The sequence below is a fragment of the Billgrantia saliphila genome, from assembly GCF_002930105.1.
Classification (GTDB): domain Bacteria; phylum Pseudomonadota; class Gammaproteobacteria; order Pseudomonadales; family Halomonadaceae; genus Halomonas; species Halomonas saliphila.
In genome coordinates, this window is record NZ_PJRN01000008.1 from 135,395 (window position 1) to 152,356 (window position 16,962).

Annotated in this window: 8 protein-coding genes; 5 read left to right on the forward strand and 3 right to left on the reverse strand. The window is 62.0% G+C overall.

Annotated features, from left to right (window positions below; genetic code table 11):
* Positions 1-5: 5 nt before the first annotated feature.
* Positions 6-434, reverse strand: coding sequence for an acyl-CoA thioesterase (locus CYJ07_RS11025; RefSeq protein WP_104203750.1), 429 nt, complete (start codon positions 432-434; stop codon positions 6-8).
* Positions 435-724: 290 nt separating this feature from the next.
* On the opposite strand from CYJ07_RS11025, the gene CYJ07_RS11030 reads away from it, so the two are divergent.
* The 5 genes from CYJ07_RS11030 to CYJ07_RS11050 all read left to right on the forward strand — a co-directional run bounded on the left by CYJ07_RS11030 (position 725) and on the right by CYJ07_RS11050 (position 6,917).
* A complete protein-coding gene (locus CYJ07_RS11030; protein WP_104203751.1) occupies positions 725-1,657 on the forward strand; it encodes a recombination-associated protein RdgC in 933 nt (310 codons plus the stop codon).
* 14 nt (positions 1,658-1,671) lie between these two features.
* Complete coding sequence (locus CYJ07_RS11035; protein ID WP_104203822.1) at positions 1,672-2,865, forward strand: 1-acyl-sn-glycerol-3-phosphate acyltransferase; 1,194 nt, start codon at positions 1,672-1,674, stop codon at positions 2,863-2,865.
* Complete coding sequence (locus tag CYJ07_RS11040) at positions 2,862-4,052, forward strand: cation diffusion facilitator family transporter (RefSeq protein ID WP_104203752.1); 1,191 nt, start codon at positions 2,862-2,864, stop codon at positions 4,050-4,052. The genes CYJ07_RS11035 and CYJ07_RS11040 overlap by 4 nt, the downstream gene beginning before the upstream one ends.
* 126 nt (positions 4,053-4,178) lie before the next feature.
* Entirely contained in the window at positions 4,179-4,886 is a 708-nt protein-coding gene (locus CYJ07_RS11045; RefSeq protein ID WP_104203753.1) for a transglutaminase-like cysteine peptidase, read from the forward strand.
* Between the two features lie 111 nt (positions 4,887-4,997).
* Positions 4,998-6,917, forward strand: coding sequence for a bifunctional diguanylate cyclase/phosphodiesterase (locus tag CYJ07_RS11050; RefSeq protein WP_104203754.1), 1,920 nt, complete (start codon positions 4,998-5,000; stop codon positions 6,915-6,917).
* A gap of 14 nt (positions 6,918-6,931) precedes the next feature.
* On the opposite strand, the gene CYJ07_RS11055 is transcribed toward CYJ07_RS11050, so the two are convergent.
* Together CYJ07_RS11055 and CYJ07_RS11060 are read right to left on the reverse strand one after the other, a co-directional pair.
* Entirely contained in the window at positions 6,932-7,258 is a 327-nt protein-coding gene (locus CYJ07_RS11055; RefSeq protein ID WP_104203755.1) for a tryptophan synthase subunit beta like protein, read from the reverse strand.
* A 90-nt stretch (positions 7,259-7,348) separates the two neighbouring features.
* Entirely contained in the window at positions 7,349-16,774 is a 9,426-nt protein-coding gene (locus tag CYJ07_RS11060) for a retention module-containing protein (protein ID WP_156085491.1), read from the reverse strand.
* Positions 16,775-16,962: the final 188 nt, after the last annotated feature.

Consider the following 16,962-nt stretch of genomic DNA (forward strand, 5'->3'; position numbering starts at 1 on the left):
GTGGCTTAATCTTGCTTGGGCAGCACCAACGGCTCCAGCGCTTGGCGGATCTCCCCTTCGATGGCCATGGATTGCTGGGCGCGAACGTCGAGCAGGACGAAAGTGAGGTCGGCATCGGTCACCAGCCTTGCGTCGCTCAGACGGCGGATCTGCTGGTACATGCGTGCGCTGCGGCTACCGAGTTCGGCCACCTGGGTGAGCACTTCGAGGTCGTCGCCCGCCACGGCGGCCAGGCGGTAGTTGATGTTGAGGTTCACCGCCACCAGCGCCGGGTTACCGGAAGCGAAGTGACGGGCGAGATCCGGACGGTCGTCGAAGTAGCCCCAGCGCCCCTCTTCGAAGAACTCGAGATAGCGTGCGTTGTTGACGTGGCCGTAGCCATCGAGATGATAGCCGCGCACGCGCAGAGTGACGCGGGAAATACGAGCATCCACTTTAACTCTCCCTATATATAGGACAGCCATAGGCTAAAAGTCAGCCATAGGCGTTATCAGACAGTCATTGGCGGCCCGCCCTGATCGACGCTTGCCAACGATACGGCGGCCCAGGCTGTGGCAGCGACCGGTATGCTTTGGCCGAGTCGGCGCTCCCGATTCTAGGCCCGCTCCGACAACCAATTCAAACAACAGTTTGAATTTTCATCTATCGTCGCTTCCGCTTTGCCACTGGAACCCCCGCCCCCCCTTCGCCATAATATGCGTCCTTTTCGTTCAGGGAATGCGCCATGTGGTTCAAGCACTTGCACCTTTACCGCCTGCATGGGGCCGCGGCGATACCCGCGGCCGACCTGGAGACGGCGCTGGCCGAACAGGCGGCGCGTCCGCCGGCCAGTCAGGAAGCCCGGCGCGTGGGCTGGTGCCCGCCCGCGGGGCGTGCCGGCACCGCCCTGCTGCATGAGCTGCAGGGGCAACGGCTGATGACCATGCTTCGCCACGAGCGGCTGCTGCCCGCCGGCGTGGTGCGCGAGGAGGTCGAGGAGCGTGGCGCCGAGATCGAGACGCGCGAAGGCCGCAAGCTGCGCCGCAAGGAAAAGCAGGAACTCAAGGAGCAGGTCTACGAGGAATTCTTGCCGCAAGCGTTCGTGCGCACCCAGAAGGTGGATATGTGGTGGGACACGCGCCGCGACCTGATCGCGGTGAACACCAGTTCACGCAAGCGTGCCGAGGAGGCGCTGGACCTGCTACGCGAGACGCTGGGCAGCCTCAAGGTGACGCCGCTGGCGACCCGCACCCTGCCGATGCGCGCGATGACCCAATGGCTCGCAGAGGAAGGTTCTCGCCCCACCTCGCTGCAGCTGGGAGACCAGGTCGAGCTCAAGGCCAAGGGCGACGACGGCGTGCTGCGTGCCCGCCAGGTCGATCTGGATAGCGACGAAATCCAGCAGTTGCTGGCGGCAGGCCGCCAGGCCAGTCGTCTGGGCGTGGAGATCGAAGGCCGGCTCGGCTACGTACTGCACGATGACCTGACTCTTAAATCGTTGCGCTTCAGTGACGCACTAATCGACGAAGCGAGCGAGACTGAGGATGATGGAGACGCCATCGTGCGACTCGAGGCCGACTTCATGCTGATGAGTCAGGCCCTGGCGGAAGAAATAGAGCAATTGATCGGATGGCTGGGCGGCGAAGCCTCCCAGGCCGCATCGCAGGACAGTGCATGACCGATGATACTTCGATGAACGAGACACCGACCGGCAACCTGGCCGAGGACCCCTGGGCCGATATCCGCCCCTACCGTGACGACGAGGTGGCCGCAGTGCTGGCGCGTCTGGCCGGCAATCGCGAACTGCTCGACGCCTTGACCCGCTACCGCCTGCCGCGTCTTCATCGGCGGATGCCGTGGCTGGCACGCGCCGTCGCCTCCTATGCCATTCGTCGCGAGACTCGTGACGTGTTCAGCGTACGCGACTTCCAGATGCGTGTGGCGTACTACATGGAGCGGATGCTCCGCACCTCCACCGACGAATTCCGCGTCGAAGGGTTGGATCGCCTGGACCCGAACACCGCGTATCTGTTCATCGGCAATCATCGCGATATCTCACTGGACCCGGCGTTCGTTAACTATGCCCTGCACCAGGCGGGCCGCGACACGGTACGCATCGCCATTGGCGATAACCTTCTCAAGAAACCCTACGTGACTGATCTGATGCGGCTCAACAAGAGCTTCATCGTACCGCGCGCGCTGCGTGGCAAGCGCGCCATGCTGGCCGCCTACCAGTCGCTCTCGAGCTATATTCGCCACTCCATCATCGAGGACAACCATTCGATCTGGATGGCCCAGCGCGAGGGACGCGCCAAGGACGGCATCGACCGCACCGACCCGGCGATCGTCAAGATGTTGACCATGGCTCGCCGCCTGGAGGACCGCCAGGCCCCCATCGGCGCCGCCATCGCCGAGCTGCGGCTGGTACCGGTGTCGATCAGCTACGAGTACGATCCCTGTGACTTGCAGAAAGCGCGCGAGCTGCATGCGGTGCATAGCCAAGGGCGCTACGAGAAAAGCGAATTCGAAGACATCCAGTCGATCGTCGCCGGCATCACCGGGCACAAGGGGCGCGTGCAGTTGCGCTTCGGCGAGCCGCTGGGAGCGAATTACGATACGCCCGAATCCGTCGCCGCAGAGATCGATCGCCAGGTGGTCGAAGGCTATCGTCTCTTCCCCAGCCACTATCTGGCGCTGGAAGCCTTGGGCGATGCGCCGGAACTGCTGGACCTGAGCGAGGTCAGCGATGTTGACCGCGCCCGTTTCCAGGCGCGCCTGAACGACGTTCCCGCCGAGCTGCGCAATTGGTGGTTGGCACAGTATGCCAACCCGGTACGCCACAAGGCATCCCGGCTGATCGATAACGAGGCATCGTCGCTACGATGAATGCAGCCACTTCGCCGCCGTCTCCACGCGGCACCCTGAATCGCGAGACCCAGGCCCGAGAGGCGCATCGGGTCACGCTGATCGGTGCCGTCATTGACTGTGCCGTCGGCCTGCTCAAGGTCCTGGCCGGCTGGATGGTCGGCTCGGCGGCGCTGATCGCGGACGGCATCCACTCTTTCTCCGACCTGGTGACGGATGTCTTCGTGCTGGCGGCGACCCATTTCGGCCGCCAGGCACCCGATATCGATCACCCGTATGGACATGGGCGCATCGAGACGTTGGCCACGCTATGGCTGGGCAGCGTGTTGATCTTCGTCGCCGGCGGCATCGCCTGGGCCAGCCTCTCCCGCCTATTGGACGGCGATCCGATACCCGCCCCCGGTATTTGGGCCATTGGCGTCGCCCTGCTCTCGCTGATCGCCAAGGAGTGGATCTTCCGCTACACCATGAGTGTCGCCAAGCGTGTTCGCTCGCGCCTACTCGAGGCCAATGCCTGGCATTCGCGTTCGGACGCCCTCTCTACTGGCGTGGTTTTGGTGGGCCTAGTGGCCGCACAGTTCGGCGCCGGCTGGGTCGACGCAGTCGCCGCCATCGTGGTTGGGATAATGGTCGGACAAGTGGGTTGGCGGCTGCTGTGGGAGTCGGGACGCGAGCTGATCGATACCGCCCTGCCCGAAAGCGACCAGCAGAAGATGAAAGCCGTAGCCGAGGCAGTACCCGGAGTGGATAGCGTGCACGACGTGCGTACCCGCTCGGTCGGCAGCCACGTGGTGCTCGACCTGCATATCGTCGTGCCGCCGAGACTGTCCGTCTCCGAGGCCCACGAGATCGGCAATGCGGTGAGTCGTCAACTGCGTGAGGCCTACCCCGAACTGGCCGACGTGACCTTCCATATCGATCCCGAGGACGACTCCAACCAGATCGAGCATAGCCTGCGCCCCGGCCTGCCCTTGCGCAGCGACGTCGAGAGCATCCTCGACGAAGTGTGGCAAGACTGCCCGGCCTGGCACAACCGAGTCGCCCTGGACCTTCACTACCTGGCCGAGCAGATCGATGTGTCGGTATACGTGCATCAACTCCCCGCCGGCCAGAGCCTGGATGACGCCGCCCACGAACTGCGCAAATGCTCTCCTCACCTCAGCTGGATGGGCCGCCTGAGGGTGTGGCAAGGGCCGGGGAAAGGCTAACCCCGCTCCAAGCCCGGCCCACTCGTACACGGGTATGATACGGGTCATACCTATTTGTTAACGCCGCCCTCCTTTATACTCGTGCCGAAGAGTTACATTCCTTAACATCCCTCCCGGCGCGACTCGATGACACGACCCCCCGCCTCACCCGCTCATTCCCCAGGCCGACGCCGTTTCCTGGCCGGCCTGGGAGCGCTATGGCTGGCCGCCGGGCTCGGGCTATCGCCGGGGATACTGGAAGCTCGCATCGATCGCGCCCGCCTGCGCGACAGCATGCAACGTCTCCACGGGGGTGCGGGGCTGGCGATGCTTGAAGAGTGGTTCACCCTGCTGGATCGCCTCCAGGGCGCCGAATTGAATACCCAGTTGCGCGAAGTGAACGAATTCTTCAATCGACGCGTGCGTTGGCTCGAGGACATCGATATCTGGCGGCAGGAGGACTACTGGGCCACGCCGCTGGAAACCATGGGCAAGCGGCAAGGCGATTGTGAGGACTACTCGATCGCCAAGTACGTGACCTTGAAGGAGATCGGCGTGCCGGGCTCGAAGCTGCGCATGATCTACGTGCGGGCGCGTATCGGCCGCAGCCAGATTACGCAGGCACACATGGTGCTGGGGTATTACGAGACGCCTACCGCCGTGCCTCTGTTGCTGGACAACCTGGTGTCCTCGATCACGCCGGCGACACAGCGTACCGATCTCGACCCGCTCTTCAGCTTCAACAGCACCGGCCTATGGACTGGCGGCTCCCCGCAGTCGCGAGCGGATCCGCTGGCGCGGTTGTCACGCTGGCGTAGCGTGATCGAGCGCATGGAGCAGCAGGGGTTTCTGTGAGACGACAACGAAAAAAACGCACTACGGCCAAGCACAGGCAGTTGACGCCGGCGCTCGGCAGCCGTGTGCAACGGAACGCAGCATGACGTTCATTCCTGGGGGAACGATACGATGTCCTTGATCAAGCAGCTCTGGCTCACCATTGCGGCACTGCTGTTGCTGGCCTTTGTCGGCAGCCTGCTCATCGGCGTGACGAGTAGCCGGCACTACATCGAGCAGGAGACCCACATCAAGAACAGCGACAACGCCAACGCCCTGGCGCTCTCCATGAGCCAGATGGAGAAGGACCCGGTGACCCTCGAGCTGCTGCTGGCCGCCCAGTTCGACACCGGCCATTACCGGCGCATCGCGCTTTACGACCCGGAAGGCGGCATCATCGAGCAGCGGGAGGCCAGCGAGCATATCGACGACGTGCCGGCATGGTTCGTCGATCTGGTGCGCTTCGAGGTGGCCCCGGGGCAGGCGGTGGTACAGGATGGCTGGCGTCAGTTCGGCATACTGGAGCTGGAAAGCCAGCACAGCTATGCGTACCGCTCGCTGTGGCGCAGCACCCTGGTGCTGACCGGCTGGTTCGCCCTTGCCGGTACCATCAGCCTGCTACTGGCCAGTTGGATCGTGCGCGCTATTCGCCGTCCGCTGCGTGACGTGGTCAACCAGGCCCAGGCCATCGGCCAGCGCCGCTTCACCATCGCCAACGAACCTCGAACGCAGGAACTTCGAGTCGTCGTGCAGGCCATGAATCGCCTTTCGGAAGCGGTACGTCAGATGCTCGGCGAGGAGAGCGACAAGCTCGACCAGCTGCGCCGCCGCATGCAGCACGATCCGGTAACCGACACGCTGACCCGCGCCCCGTTGCTCGACCGGCTGGAATCGCATCTGCGCAGCGAGAAGGAGGATGCCAGCGGCACCCTGGCCATGGTACGTATTGCACGCCTGGCCGAGGTCAACCAGAGGCTCGGCCATGCCGCAACCGACACGCTGCTGGTTCGGATCGCTCGACGCCTCGATCAACTGGCGAACCTATACGGGTACGGTACCGTGGGGCGCCTGAACGGCAGCGATTTTGCCCTGATCCTGCCACGCCAGCACGACCTGGAAGCGGTCGGTCGCGACCTCGAGGAACGCCTGCGCAGTCTGGGTGAAGAGCTGAGCGCCGACGTGTCGCTGCCCTCCGCGCTTTGCCAGTACCACCAGGGCGAAGGCCGAGGTGAGCTGCTGGCCAGCCTGGACGGCGCCCTGGCCAGCGCGGAGAGCCAGGGACCCTTCGGGCAGACCCGGGTCGAAGAGCCGGCCAGCAGTGTTCTCTTCACGCGGCACGACGAATGGCGTCAAGCGCTGTCCGAAGCCCTCGAACAGGGAGTTCTGCTGGCGCACTATCCGGTACTCGACGCTCATGATCGCTTGATACACCACGAAGCGCCTTCCCGGCTGCGCCTGAAAGGCGAATGGCGTCCGGCCGGCGTTTTCCTGCCGTGGGTCGGGCGCCTGGGTATGTCGCCCATCCTCGACTTGGCCGTGGTCAGCGCCGCCATGGATGACACCGCCGCCAGCGGCAAGCCAGTCGGTATCAACCTGTCGTCCGATTCGCTGGGCGACGGCCACTTCGTCGGCGAGTTGATCGCTCGCGTCCGCGCCCGGACGGACATCGCGCCTCTGCTCTGGTTCGAGCTACCGCAGTCGGTCGCCTTGCAGCAGCCTCAGGCGCTCAAGACACTCTGCCACGCCCTCCTGACGCTGGGCTGCAAGGTAGGTCTCGAGCATGTCGGCACCCAGTTCGGCAAGATCGAAGGGGTACAGGATCTGGGATTGAGCTTCGTGAAGATCGACGCCGCGCTGAGTCAAGGTGTCGAGGACCGGCAGGACCAACAGAGCCTGCTGCGCGGCATGGCCACCCTGGCCCACTCGCTGGGCATCATGGCCATCGCCGAAGGCGTGGAGAGCCGTGGCGCCGCCGAGGTGCTCTTCAATCTGGGGCTGGATGGCGTTACTGGACCGGGCGTACGCCACACGCAAACCGGCGATATGAACTGAGCGTCACTTCGGATTCAGATGACACCGCTGTCGTCTGAGTCCGACATCAACCCCACGCTATTCATGCGTTGGCGCAACGATTGACGATCAAGCAACTTCTGCTGGGCCGGCTCGGGCAGATCGGTGAAGCTGATCACCCCCTTGTCCATCAAGACGTTGATGACATCTTCCAACACCCGCACGAACGCCAGGTCGGACTTCGTCAGCGCCAGGCTTTCGGCATCTCCCGATAGGAAGAGCTGCAGTTCGGGCGAGGAGGAAGGCATGTATTCATGGCATTCCTCCGTTTCCTCGTGGCTGACCTGTGCGACCCGCCCCGAATCGTCGCGTTTGATGAACATGGTTCCGCCCTCGTATTGTCTCTGCGCAGATTAACAAACGCCCTGCCCGGTGTCTCCGGGCAGGGCGAAGTTGCTGCTACTTGTAATGGATTACTGGTCGATATTCAGCTGGCCGCTTGCCAACATTTTCTGCAACAGATCGGCGCTGTCGTCGGCATTCGCACCAAAGTCACCGAACGACTTGCCTTCCAACGTGATGATCTGATCGGCGTTCTCCTTGTTACCCCCAAGCGTGCCATCAGAGCTGACATAGAGCACCACATTGCCGCCCTCTTCGGCTGCATAGACGAAGTCGCCAATCGAATCGCTTCCCTCGCCCTGGAGCAATTCCGCCAGATCCAGCCGGTCCGCCTCGTCGCCCAGCCCGAATTCACCCGTCGTAAAGTCTTTCACGACGTCCTTGGCGGGATCGCTGTCGCTCCCTTCGTCACCCAGCTTCCAAGCGAAGGTATCGGCGCCCAATCCACCGTAGAGAGTATCGTCGCCGGCGCCGCCGATAAGGGTATCGCTGCCGCCGCCGCCGACGAGCACATCATTACCGGTTCCGCCATCAAGGATGTCGTTGCCGCCATCGGCGCGGGCGCTATCCATCAGCTCCTGCCAGTGAGACTTGACGTAGGAGAGGACCTCCTCGTCGCTCGGCGCATCACCCGGGTTGCCGCTCGCCCAGCGCAGGTACTCCACAAGCCCTGCATAACCCATTCCATTGTGGCTGCCCGCAGTGTACGACTCGCCGGTATTACCGTTGGTCCAGGCCAGGTGATCGGTGTTGATGGCGTCACCGAAGAGGATGTCATTGCCATCCCCGCCGGAAAGCACATCGTCACCCAGCGCAGCCAGCTCATCGCTCCGCGAACCACCCTGCAATGCAGCGTCGAGGTCCGAGGGGGTATTGACGATATCGACTTCACCAACGGGGCCAGTGACACTCTCGACTACGTCCACTGGGTAAAACCCAGGGAAGGGCGTCCAAGACCAAACCAATTTTTGTCCTACTACAAAAGATTCAGAATCTTCGCCAGCATCATTCGTATTATCAAAGAACCTCAGATAGTTCTCGCTGACCCCGCTGCCAATTCCCGTCCCATGCACCTGGCTGATATTGCTCAGCGCCTCGAAGGCCTCGACGGATTCCTTGAACACCTCGTAGCTAGTGCTAGTTCCCGGCCCTTTCAGGTTACCACGAGAATTGAAGTAAACCGTCGGATCACCATCGGTCAGGAAGTAGGACAGATTCTGGAAACCGTCAGCAGTGGAAGCGCCGTTGCCTTGCTGGGCATTGAACCAGGAAACAGCCTGCTGGAACGCCGCCTCATAATTCGTGCTCCCATTCGTACTCAGCGCGTTGATCGCCGCAATGAGCTGATTGACGTTTCCATCGTTCAAGTTCTGGATATTAGCTTTCGTACTTGATCCAGATGAGAACGCCACCAGTTGCACATTGACCGTGCCGTCATGGTCCTTGAGCTGATTGGCCAGGTTCAGCAGGGCCTGCTTGGTCAGGTCCATGCGACTCAGGCTGCCGGTGCCTGAAGCTTCCGCCATGCTGCCGGACACATCGACGATCAGCGAGATGTTGTAGTCCTGGCCAGGCTCGACGATGGAGAACTTGCCGCCCATGTCACCAATCAGTACGTCGTTACCCGCTCCAGTCTCAACCGTACTGTCGTCATTGCCCTCGACTTTCAGTTTGTCCATGGCAGCAGTATCGCTGTCCGTCGCTTCAGCCGTCTCGACCGAAACATCTCCATTCGGGCTGGACTCGGTGGCCGTTGCCTTGACGGTGAGAGTGAACTCATCGGTACCCTTGGGTACGGTAATGATCAGGCCTTCCGACACATAGTCGGTCTCTCCTGCAGGAACTTCGATAGTCCAGGTACCATCGGGATTCGCTGTACCCTGATTCAACTCGGCGCCTTCAGGCACACCGGAAATCACCAGGCCCAGCGACTCGCTACCGTCGAGATCGTCCAGGCTTGCGCTGATCTCGATATCGAACTGGTAACTTTCCGCTTCTCCAGCGAAAACATACACATTTCCGGCATCATAGTCACCCGTCGAATCCTCGATATCCGCCTGGTTAGCCAGAGGATCGCTGGCATTCCCTCTGGATGCTTCTCCGAGATACTCCCCGCTGGGTGAATAAACGCCGGTGCCGGCCTTGATATAGTAATCGACCACCGTCAGACCAGTCGTTTTTTCGATATCGGTAATGTACTTGGTCGGATCGGAAGGATCCTTGACGTCTCCTTTATAACCATCCAACTTCAGTGTTCGGCCATCACTGAGCAGATATTTCACATGAGAGATGCCTTTCGATAACGGGATGACATCGCCCGTTTCGTAGACAGGTGTCTGTTCGCCGATCTCGATACTGACGTTCGGCGCATCGGCCACCGCATCGACATTGATCTGTGCCGTGTTGGCAGCTTCAGACCATCCCCCTTCAGCATCCTGAACCTTGAAGGTGAAGGAGCCTTCTTCGTCACTATTCTCGTTAGGAGTGAAGTTCAGCTTTCCGGCGACAATATCAGCGGCGCTGATAACATCCCCCGCGGCTACGTCCTTCCCGTCGAGCTTGAGCACGCCGTTATTCGGCAGGGTAACGACCTGCACGGCGGTCGGCTCGTGGCCCTCCACGTCGCTATAATTGCCGAAGGCATCGATGCCCAGCGTGACAGTTGTATCCTCATTCGTGCTGACGACACTGTCCGTAGTGAGCGGCGCATCGTTGTTGCCATTGATGCTAATTGTCAATGAGCCGCTTTCGGTATCCCCATCCTTATCGGTTACCGTGTACTCAAGCTGGAAGTTCAGCTTATCGCCATCGCCGAGTTCCTGGACCGCCGCCAGGGAGTTATTCAGCGTGAAGCTCCAGTTGCCGTTTGCGTCGAGCGACAGGGTGCCGTAATCGGCAAGCGTCTCGACAGCTGCACCGGTCCAGGCAACGCTGCCCGCTCCGTCGGCTCCGAAGCTGGCATGCTGGTCGCTGAACAGGTTTCCGGAGAGCGAAGCCGTGCCGCCATCCTCGGTAATCGAGCCAACATTCTGGTCACTGGCCGTCGGGACGTCATCGACGATGTCGATGACGAGGCTATCGCTGGCGCTATCGCCATCGCTGTCGGTGGCGACCAACTCGAAACTGTCGCGAACGTCATCGACGCTGGGCCCCTGGGTCTCGTGATCGTCCGTGGCGCCGTTCAACGTGTAGGTCCAGCTGTAGCTGCCGTCGTTGCCGAGCGTCACGACCAGGGTGCCGTAGCTGCCCTCGACCGTGCCGCCCTTGGTGACGTCAATGCCATCGATCACCAGGCTCGCCAAGCCATCGTTGCCGGTGTCGATGGCGAACGTGCCCTGAGTGATGTGCGAGCCGTCACCGGCTTGGCTACCGCCGTTGAGGCCGGCCTCGGTAACGCTGTCGCTGTCGGCGCCGATACTGATGGTCGGCTCGGAGTCGGCCGCCACGGTCACGGTCAGCGTCGCGCTGGCGGTATCGCCGTCGGCGTCGGTGAGGGTGTAGTCGATCACCGCGTCGCCTTCGAAGCCCGCTGCCGGAATGAAGGTGATCTCGCCGTTGGCGCCGAAGCTCAGCGTGCCCTGCTGCGGTATCCGCAGGCTGGCGGCGGTCAACGTGGCGCCGTCGGCCCCGACGGTGTCGTTGTCCATCACGTTGGCGGTAACGGCGGTGTCTTCCCCGGTGCTGATGCTGTCGTCCTGCACAGTGGGGCCGTCGTCCAGGAAGTAGATCACCTGGCCGATGTCAATCGTCGCGGCCGCAATGTCGCCGTCACCATCCACCACGGTCTGGGTCAGGAAGATGACATCGGAGAGGATATTGGCCGGATCGCTTTCGCCCACTGCGCCCTGCAGCGAATGCTGTACGGCACGATGCTGCTCCAGGCTCACGACACCATTGGCGTCGACGGACACTGTAAAGACCGGCACGTGCACCCCACCGATCTCTACATAGCCGACAACATTGCCGCCCTCTTCCTTGACCAGCACAGGCTGACCGGATCCGGTATCGACGATACCTGAGTCGGCGCCTTGTGCCGCTACGCCCAGGCTGTACTCCTGCGAAGACAGGCCATCGGCACCGACGTCGACATCGAAATGACCCGAGAAGTCGAACTCGGCATTGGTCCCAAGGTTCGATTCGTCGGACGTCAGATTGGCGGGCGTCCAGCTCACGTGGATATTGACGTCGTTGTAGTCCTTGTCACCGCCCCCGACGACATCCTCCCAGTTGAGCTGCCCCTCCTGGGCATTGTTCTCGACATGGGAAGCGCCACCAGGATTCAATGTCGGATCGTTGAAGAGCACGGGGGCGTTGGCATTCTGACCTGCCAGCTGGCTGCCATCCTCTGTTACCGCCACCCAAGCACCATCGACGAACTCGAAAGTGATCTCCGTCTCGTTACCGAGACCGGGATTCAGGTTTGCACCGTTGGGAATGAGGAAATAGCCCAGATCTCCAGGAGCATGCCCCTCGATTTCATAGGTACTGCCTTGGCCGCTCTTGACGTTCGCCCATACCACCATTCCCGTGGTCGGCTCGCCATTCTCGCCCTTGACGTAGTAGCCGAAGCTGTTGTTGTAGCCCGCCAGGCTATTCATGTTGGTAATGGTGACTTTATGGCCTGAAGGCTCGATTCCTTCGATACGCGGGCCGTCGTCGGCAAAACTGAGCTGCCCCCCGAGATCGACACTGGCGCTGGCAGTATCGTTATCCGCATCGGTTGCAGTCGCCTTGAGCTTCAAGCCGGCACCGGCCAGATCGAGACCCTCGTTGTGATCGGCGGTATCGGGGTGCGACAGGGCCAGGTGCTGGGTCAGCGTGACCTCTCCGGTCTCGGCATTGACGCTGATGGTGAAGGCCAATTCATTGCCGTCCACGGTACGTCCTTCCACCACACCGCCGTTGACCACGAGGACGATTGCTTCGCCGCTTTCGGTCGCCATGAGTGTGGTGCTGCCATCGCCTTCGAGTTCCAGGCTGTAAGCCGTTCCGCCTTCTCCGTCGGCTCCCAGGTCGACCTTGAAGGCACCCGAGAAGTCCGCCGTGGCCGGTTCGCCCAGGCTCGTCTCATCGACCGCCAGATCGGACAGCGCGCCGGTATCGGTTTCGACATCGGGAGCATCATCAACGATCTTGACCTTCAGGCTGCCGCTCGACGTGTCACCGTCACGATCCGTGGCCGTAATGGTGAAGTTGCGCACCAGCCCCTCGTCATCGCCCGCGCCGGAGTGGTCCTTGTTGTCCTCGAGGGTATAGGCGTAGCTGACGCTGTAACCAAGCCCGAAAGGCAGCACCGTGATGCCGGTCACGGCAAGGGTGTAACCGTCGGCTTCGATGGCGGCATCGGCAAAATTGAAACTGCCGTCTTCGTTACGCGTGACCGTCAGCGACAGAGCGTCGTCGTCTTCACCAATAGCGATGTTCAGCGTCGCCAAGCCATCGACCGCGTTGACGAAGAAGCCGCTGGTCTTGGTCAGGGCGCTCTCATTGGGGTTGGTGCCATTCGACAGGTTCGCCTCGTTGACGACCAGGTGCGCACCCTGCCAACCCAAGGGATTCTTGACGATGACCGGTGCATCGATGCCGGCAACGTTCAGTGTCGCGGTGTCGGTATCGCGATCGCCGTCGCTCAGGGTATAGGTGAACTGGTCCGTGAACACGCCCTGGTGGTTCGGGGTCGCGGTACGAACGTAGGTGTAGCTGCCATCGGCATGGAAAGTCAGTTCGCCATGCGCACCCTGGATTGTGGCAACGCCATCGACCAGTTCAATGCGCTGATCGCCGAACTGGACGTGCGTGACTTCGGCGCCATCAGTACCCGCCTCGTCATTGGCCATGACGTTGCCGGACTTCTCGAAGCGGCCCAGTTGCACGATGCCCAAGTCGTTATTGGCTTGCGGGCCATCGTCGGCGAAGCTCAGCTGTTCTCCCAGATCAATGCTGACGGAGGTGCTGTCGCCATCACCGTCGGTTGCAGTGGCTGTCAATGCCAGACCGCTGCCGGACAGATCGAGGATATCGTTCGGCGTACTCGCGTCGGGATGCGACAGGGCCAGGTGCTGAGTCAGCGTGACCTCACCGGTCTCGGCATCGACACTGATGGTGAAGGCAAGCTCACCACTTTCGGTGCGGCCTTCGATGACGCCAGCGTTATCTACCAGCTGGATAGTTTCGCCGCTGACCGTGGACTTCAGCGCAGTGGAGCCATCACCCTCGATACCCAAGCTGTAGCTGACCCCACCCTCTCCGTCGGCTCCCAGGTCGATCTTGAAGGCGCCCGAGAAGTCCGCCGTGGCCGGTTCGCCCAGGCTCGTCTCATCGACCGCCAGATCGGCCAGTACGCCGCTGTCGGTCTCGATGACGGGAGCATCGTCGATGATCTTGACCTTCAGGCTGCCGCTCGACGTGTCACCGTCACGGTCCGTGGCCGTAATGGTGAAGTTGCGCACCAGCGCCTCGTCAACGCTCGCACCAGAGTGGTCCTTGTTGTTCTCGAGGGTATAGGCGTAGCTGACGCTGTAGCCAAGCCCGAAAGGCAGTGGCGTAATCCCGGTCACGGCAAGGGTGTAACCGTCGGCTTCGATGGCGGCATCGGCGAAATTGAAACTGCCGTCTTCGTTACGCGTGACCGTCAGCGACAGAGCGTCGTCGCCTTCACCGATGGCGATGTTCAGTGTCGCCAAGCCATCGACCGCGTTGATGATGAAGCCGCTGGTCTTGGTCAGTGCACCCTCATTGGGGTTGGTGCCGTTCGCCAGGTTCGCCTCGTTGACGGTCAGGTGTGCATCCTGCTTCCAGCCCAGAGGGTTCTTGACGAATACCGGTGCGTCGATACCGCCTACGGTCAATGTTGCAGTGTCGGTATCACCATCGCCATCGGTCAGGGTGTAGGTGAACTGATCAGCGAATAGGCCCTGGTGGTCCGGAGTCGCGGTGCGAACGTAGGTGTAGCTGCCATCGGCATGAATGGTCAGCTCGCCATGCACTCCCTGGATGACAGCAGTGCCATCTATCAGCTCGACGACCTGGTCACCGAACTTAACGTGAGTGACTTCGGCACCGTCTGCGCCCTGATCATCGTCGTTCATGACGTTGCCGGACTTCTCGAAGCGCCCAAGTCCCACAAGGCCCACATCGTTGTTGGCCTGTGGGCCGTCGTCGACGAAGCTGAGCTGGCCACCCAAGTCGATGCCTATGGTAATGCTGTCGCCGTCGCCATCGGTGGCCGTGGCGTTGAGCATGAGGCCACTACCAGCCAGGTCGAGCACGTCGGACGGGGTGGTGCCATCCGGATGCGACAGGGCCAGATGCTGGGTAAGAGTGACCATGCCGGTTTCGGCATTCACGCCGATAGTGAAGGCAAGTTCACCGCTCGCGGTGCGACCTTCGATCACGCCGTTGTCGTCCACCAGCTTGATGGCTTCGCCGCTGGCCGTCGCTTGTAGCGTGGTCGTTCCATCGCCCTCGACGCTTAGGTTGTAGCTGACGCTCCCTTCGCCGTCGGCCCCCAAGGCAATGGTGAAAGCGCTAGAGAAGTCGGCATTGGCCGACACGCCCAGGGTGGTCTCGTCGACCACCAGGTCGGATATCTCGCCGGTGTCGGTCTCAACGCTCGGCATGTCGTCGCTGATGCTGATCGTACCGCTCAGGTCGGCATTCAGAGTTTCCGTGGCGGTATCGCCGTCACCGTCGGTCACGGTGACCGTGGCGCTCACGCCGATCAGGCCGGCGGGCAGGCCAATGCTGTCGTCACCCTGCTCGGCGTGATCCACCGCTGCGGACTGGGTGACGGTGACCGCACCGCTCTCGGCGTCGATCTCGATACGCAGCACTTCCACGCCGTTCGCGGTGCCCACCACCGCGCCGTCGACCAGTTCGAAGACCACTGGCTCGCCGCCGCTGGTCAGGCCGTGCTGGACGTTGCCCAGCGTCAGGCCATAGCCGTCGACCACCACGCTGCCGGCACCGTCGGCGCCGTAGCCGGCATTGACGGCGGCTTCGAAGGCGGCCGCCACGCTGCCGCTGGCGGTGGAGATATTGCCCCCTAGGGTCTCGCTGTCGTCGGTCTCGAAGACGACGTTGCTGAGATCGACCTCGCCCAGCTCGAGGCTCGGCATGTCATCGCTGATGCTGATCGTACCGCTCAGATCGGCATTCAGAGTTTCCGTGGCGGTGTCGCCGTCACCGTCGGTCACGGTGACCGTGGCGCTCACGCCGATCAGGCCGGCAGGCAGGCCAATGCTGTCGGCACCCTGGCCGGCATGGTCCACCGGCGCGGACTGGGTGACGGTGACCGCACCGCTCTCGGCGTCGATCTCGATGCGCAGCACTTCCACGCCGTTCGCGGTGCCTACCACCGCTCCGTCGACCAGGGCGAAAACCACCGGCTCGCCGCCGCTGGTCAGGCTGTGGTGGACGTTGCCCAGCGTCAGGCCATAGCCGTCGATGACGGTGCTGCCCGCGCCGTCGGCGCCGTACTGAGCGTCGACGGCAGCCTCGAAGGCTACCGCCACGCTGCCGCTGGCGACGGAGGTGCCGCCGACGGTTTCACTGTCCTGGGTCTCGAGGGCCACGCCGCTCAGGTCGACGCTGCCCAGCTCGAGGTTCGGGGCGTCGTCAAGAATGGTGATAGTCAGGGTGCCGGTTGCCGAGCCGCTGCTGCTGGTCACGGTGTAGACCAGATTGGCCACCGCCTCGTCCATTCCCCCTTCATGCAACAGGTTGCTTACCTGGGTAAGGGTGAACTGGCCGGTGGCGGGGTTGAGTTCAATGGTGAAGATGAGTTCGCCACGCGCTTCGGAAATCGCCGACAAGGTGTTGGTCGCGGCATCCCAGCTGAACAGCAACGTCTCAGCGCCGACCTGGACCTGCACGCCATCCATGGCCACGAAGGTTACGCTGCCATTCGCTCCCGTGCCGAAAGAGAACGGCAACACGCCGCTGACGACGGAGCCCGTTTCACTGAGAGTTTCCACGTCGAGAAGAGAAGCGTCGAGCGGACCAGCCGTGGGCGCGACGATGTCAAAAGCCGCCTCCTCTATCTCTGGCAGGTCATTGGCCTGCCCCAAGCCATAGTCGAATGACAGCGGATCGGTATTCTCGGCAATGCGTGCCAAGCGCACGAAACTATGGCCCCCGTTTGCCGCACCGCCTCCACCGGCGCCGGCCGCGGTGGCGTCGAGCACATCGAGCAGATCGGTGTCTTCATCCTCCAGTGCTGACAGCAGTGCCTCCAGATCCTCATCCAGGGCAGCGAAGTCCGAAGGCTCGGGCGCCTCTTCGGCGTCGAGCTCAGGTGTCATGGCTACCTGTTCGCCCCCTTCCACCAGGGTCGGCTCCAGACCGTCGGCGAAGTCGAGCTGAGCGCTTCCGTTATCGGAGGTGATGAGTACTTCACCTTCCTGAAGCGTATCTCCGACACGCAGCTCACGGAGATTGCCTTCGGCATCGCGCGCCCAGGCCTGACCGGTGATGGAAATGACGGTAGCAATGGCCATGACTTGGCTCCTGTTGCATCAGCAGTTGTTGTCCGATCAGCGGAGGCTATTCGGTTCACGCTGTCACATTAAGTTACGCAACGTGACATGAATATTGGACCGAAGGACAGGGTCCGTGGTATGGCAGCCAGACATAAGCGAAAAGGCTTACCAAAATTTCGGTAAGCCTTTGCTAATGACAATCAGAA

Bases quoted from the DNA above. Each gene is read 5' to 3' on its own strand.
- CYJ07_RS11030 (WP_104203751.1), top strand. From the start codon at position 725: ATGTGGTTCAAGCACTTGCACCTTTACCGCCTGCATGGGGCCGCGGCG.
- CYJ07_RS11035 (WP_104203822.1), top strand. From the start codon at position 1,672: ATGAACGAGACACCGACCGGCAACCTGGCCGAGGACCCCTGGGCCGAT.
- CYJ07_RS11040 (WP_104203752.1), top strand. From the start codon at position 2,862: ATGAATGCAGCCACTTCGCCGCCGTCTCCACGCGGCACCCTGAATCGC.
- CYJ07_RS11045 (WP_104203753.1), top strand. From the start codon at position 4,179: ATGACACGACCCCCCGCCTCACCCGCTCATTCCCCAGGCCGACGCCGT.
- CYJ07_RS11050 (WP_104203754.1), top strand. From the start codon at position 4,998: ATGTCCTTGATCAAGCAGCTCTGGCTCACCATTGCGGCACTGCTGTTG.
- CYJ07_RS11055 (WP_104203755.1), bottom strand. From the start codon at position 7,258: ATGTTCATCAAACGCGACGATTCGGGGCGGGTCGCACAGGTCAGCCAC.
- CYJ07_RS11060 (WP_156085491.1), bottom strand. From the start codon at position 16,774: ATGGCCATTGCTACCGTCATTTCCATCACCGGTCAGGCCTGGGCGCGC.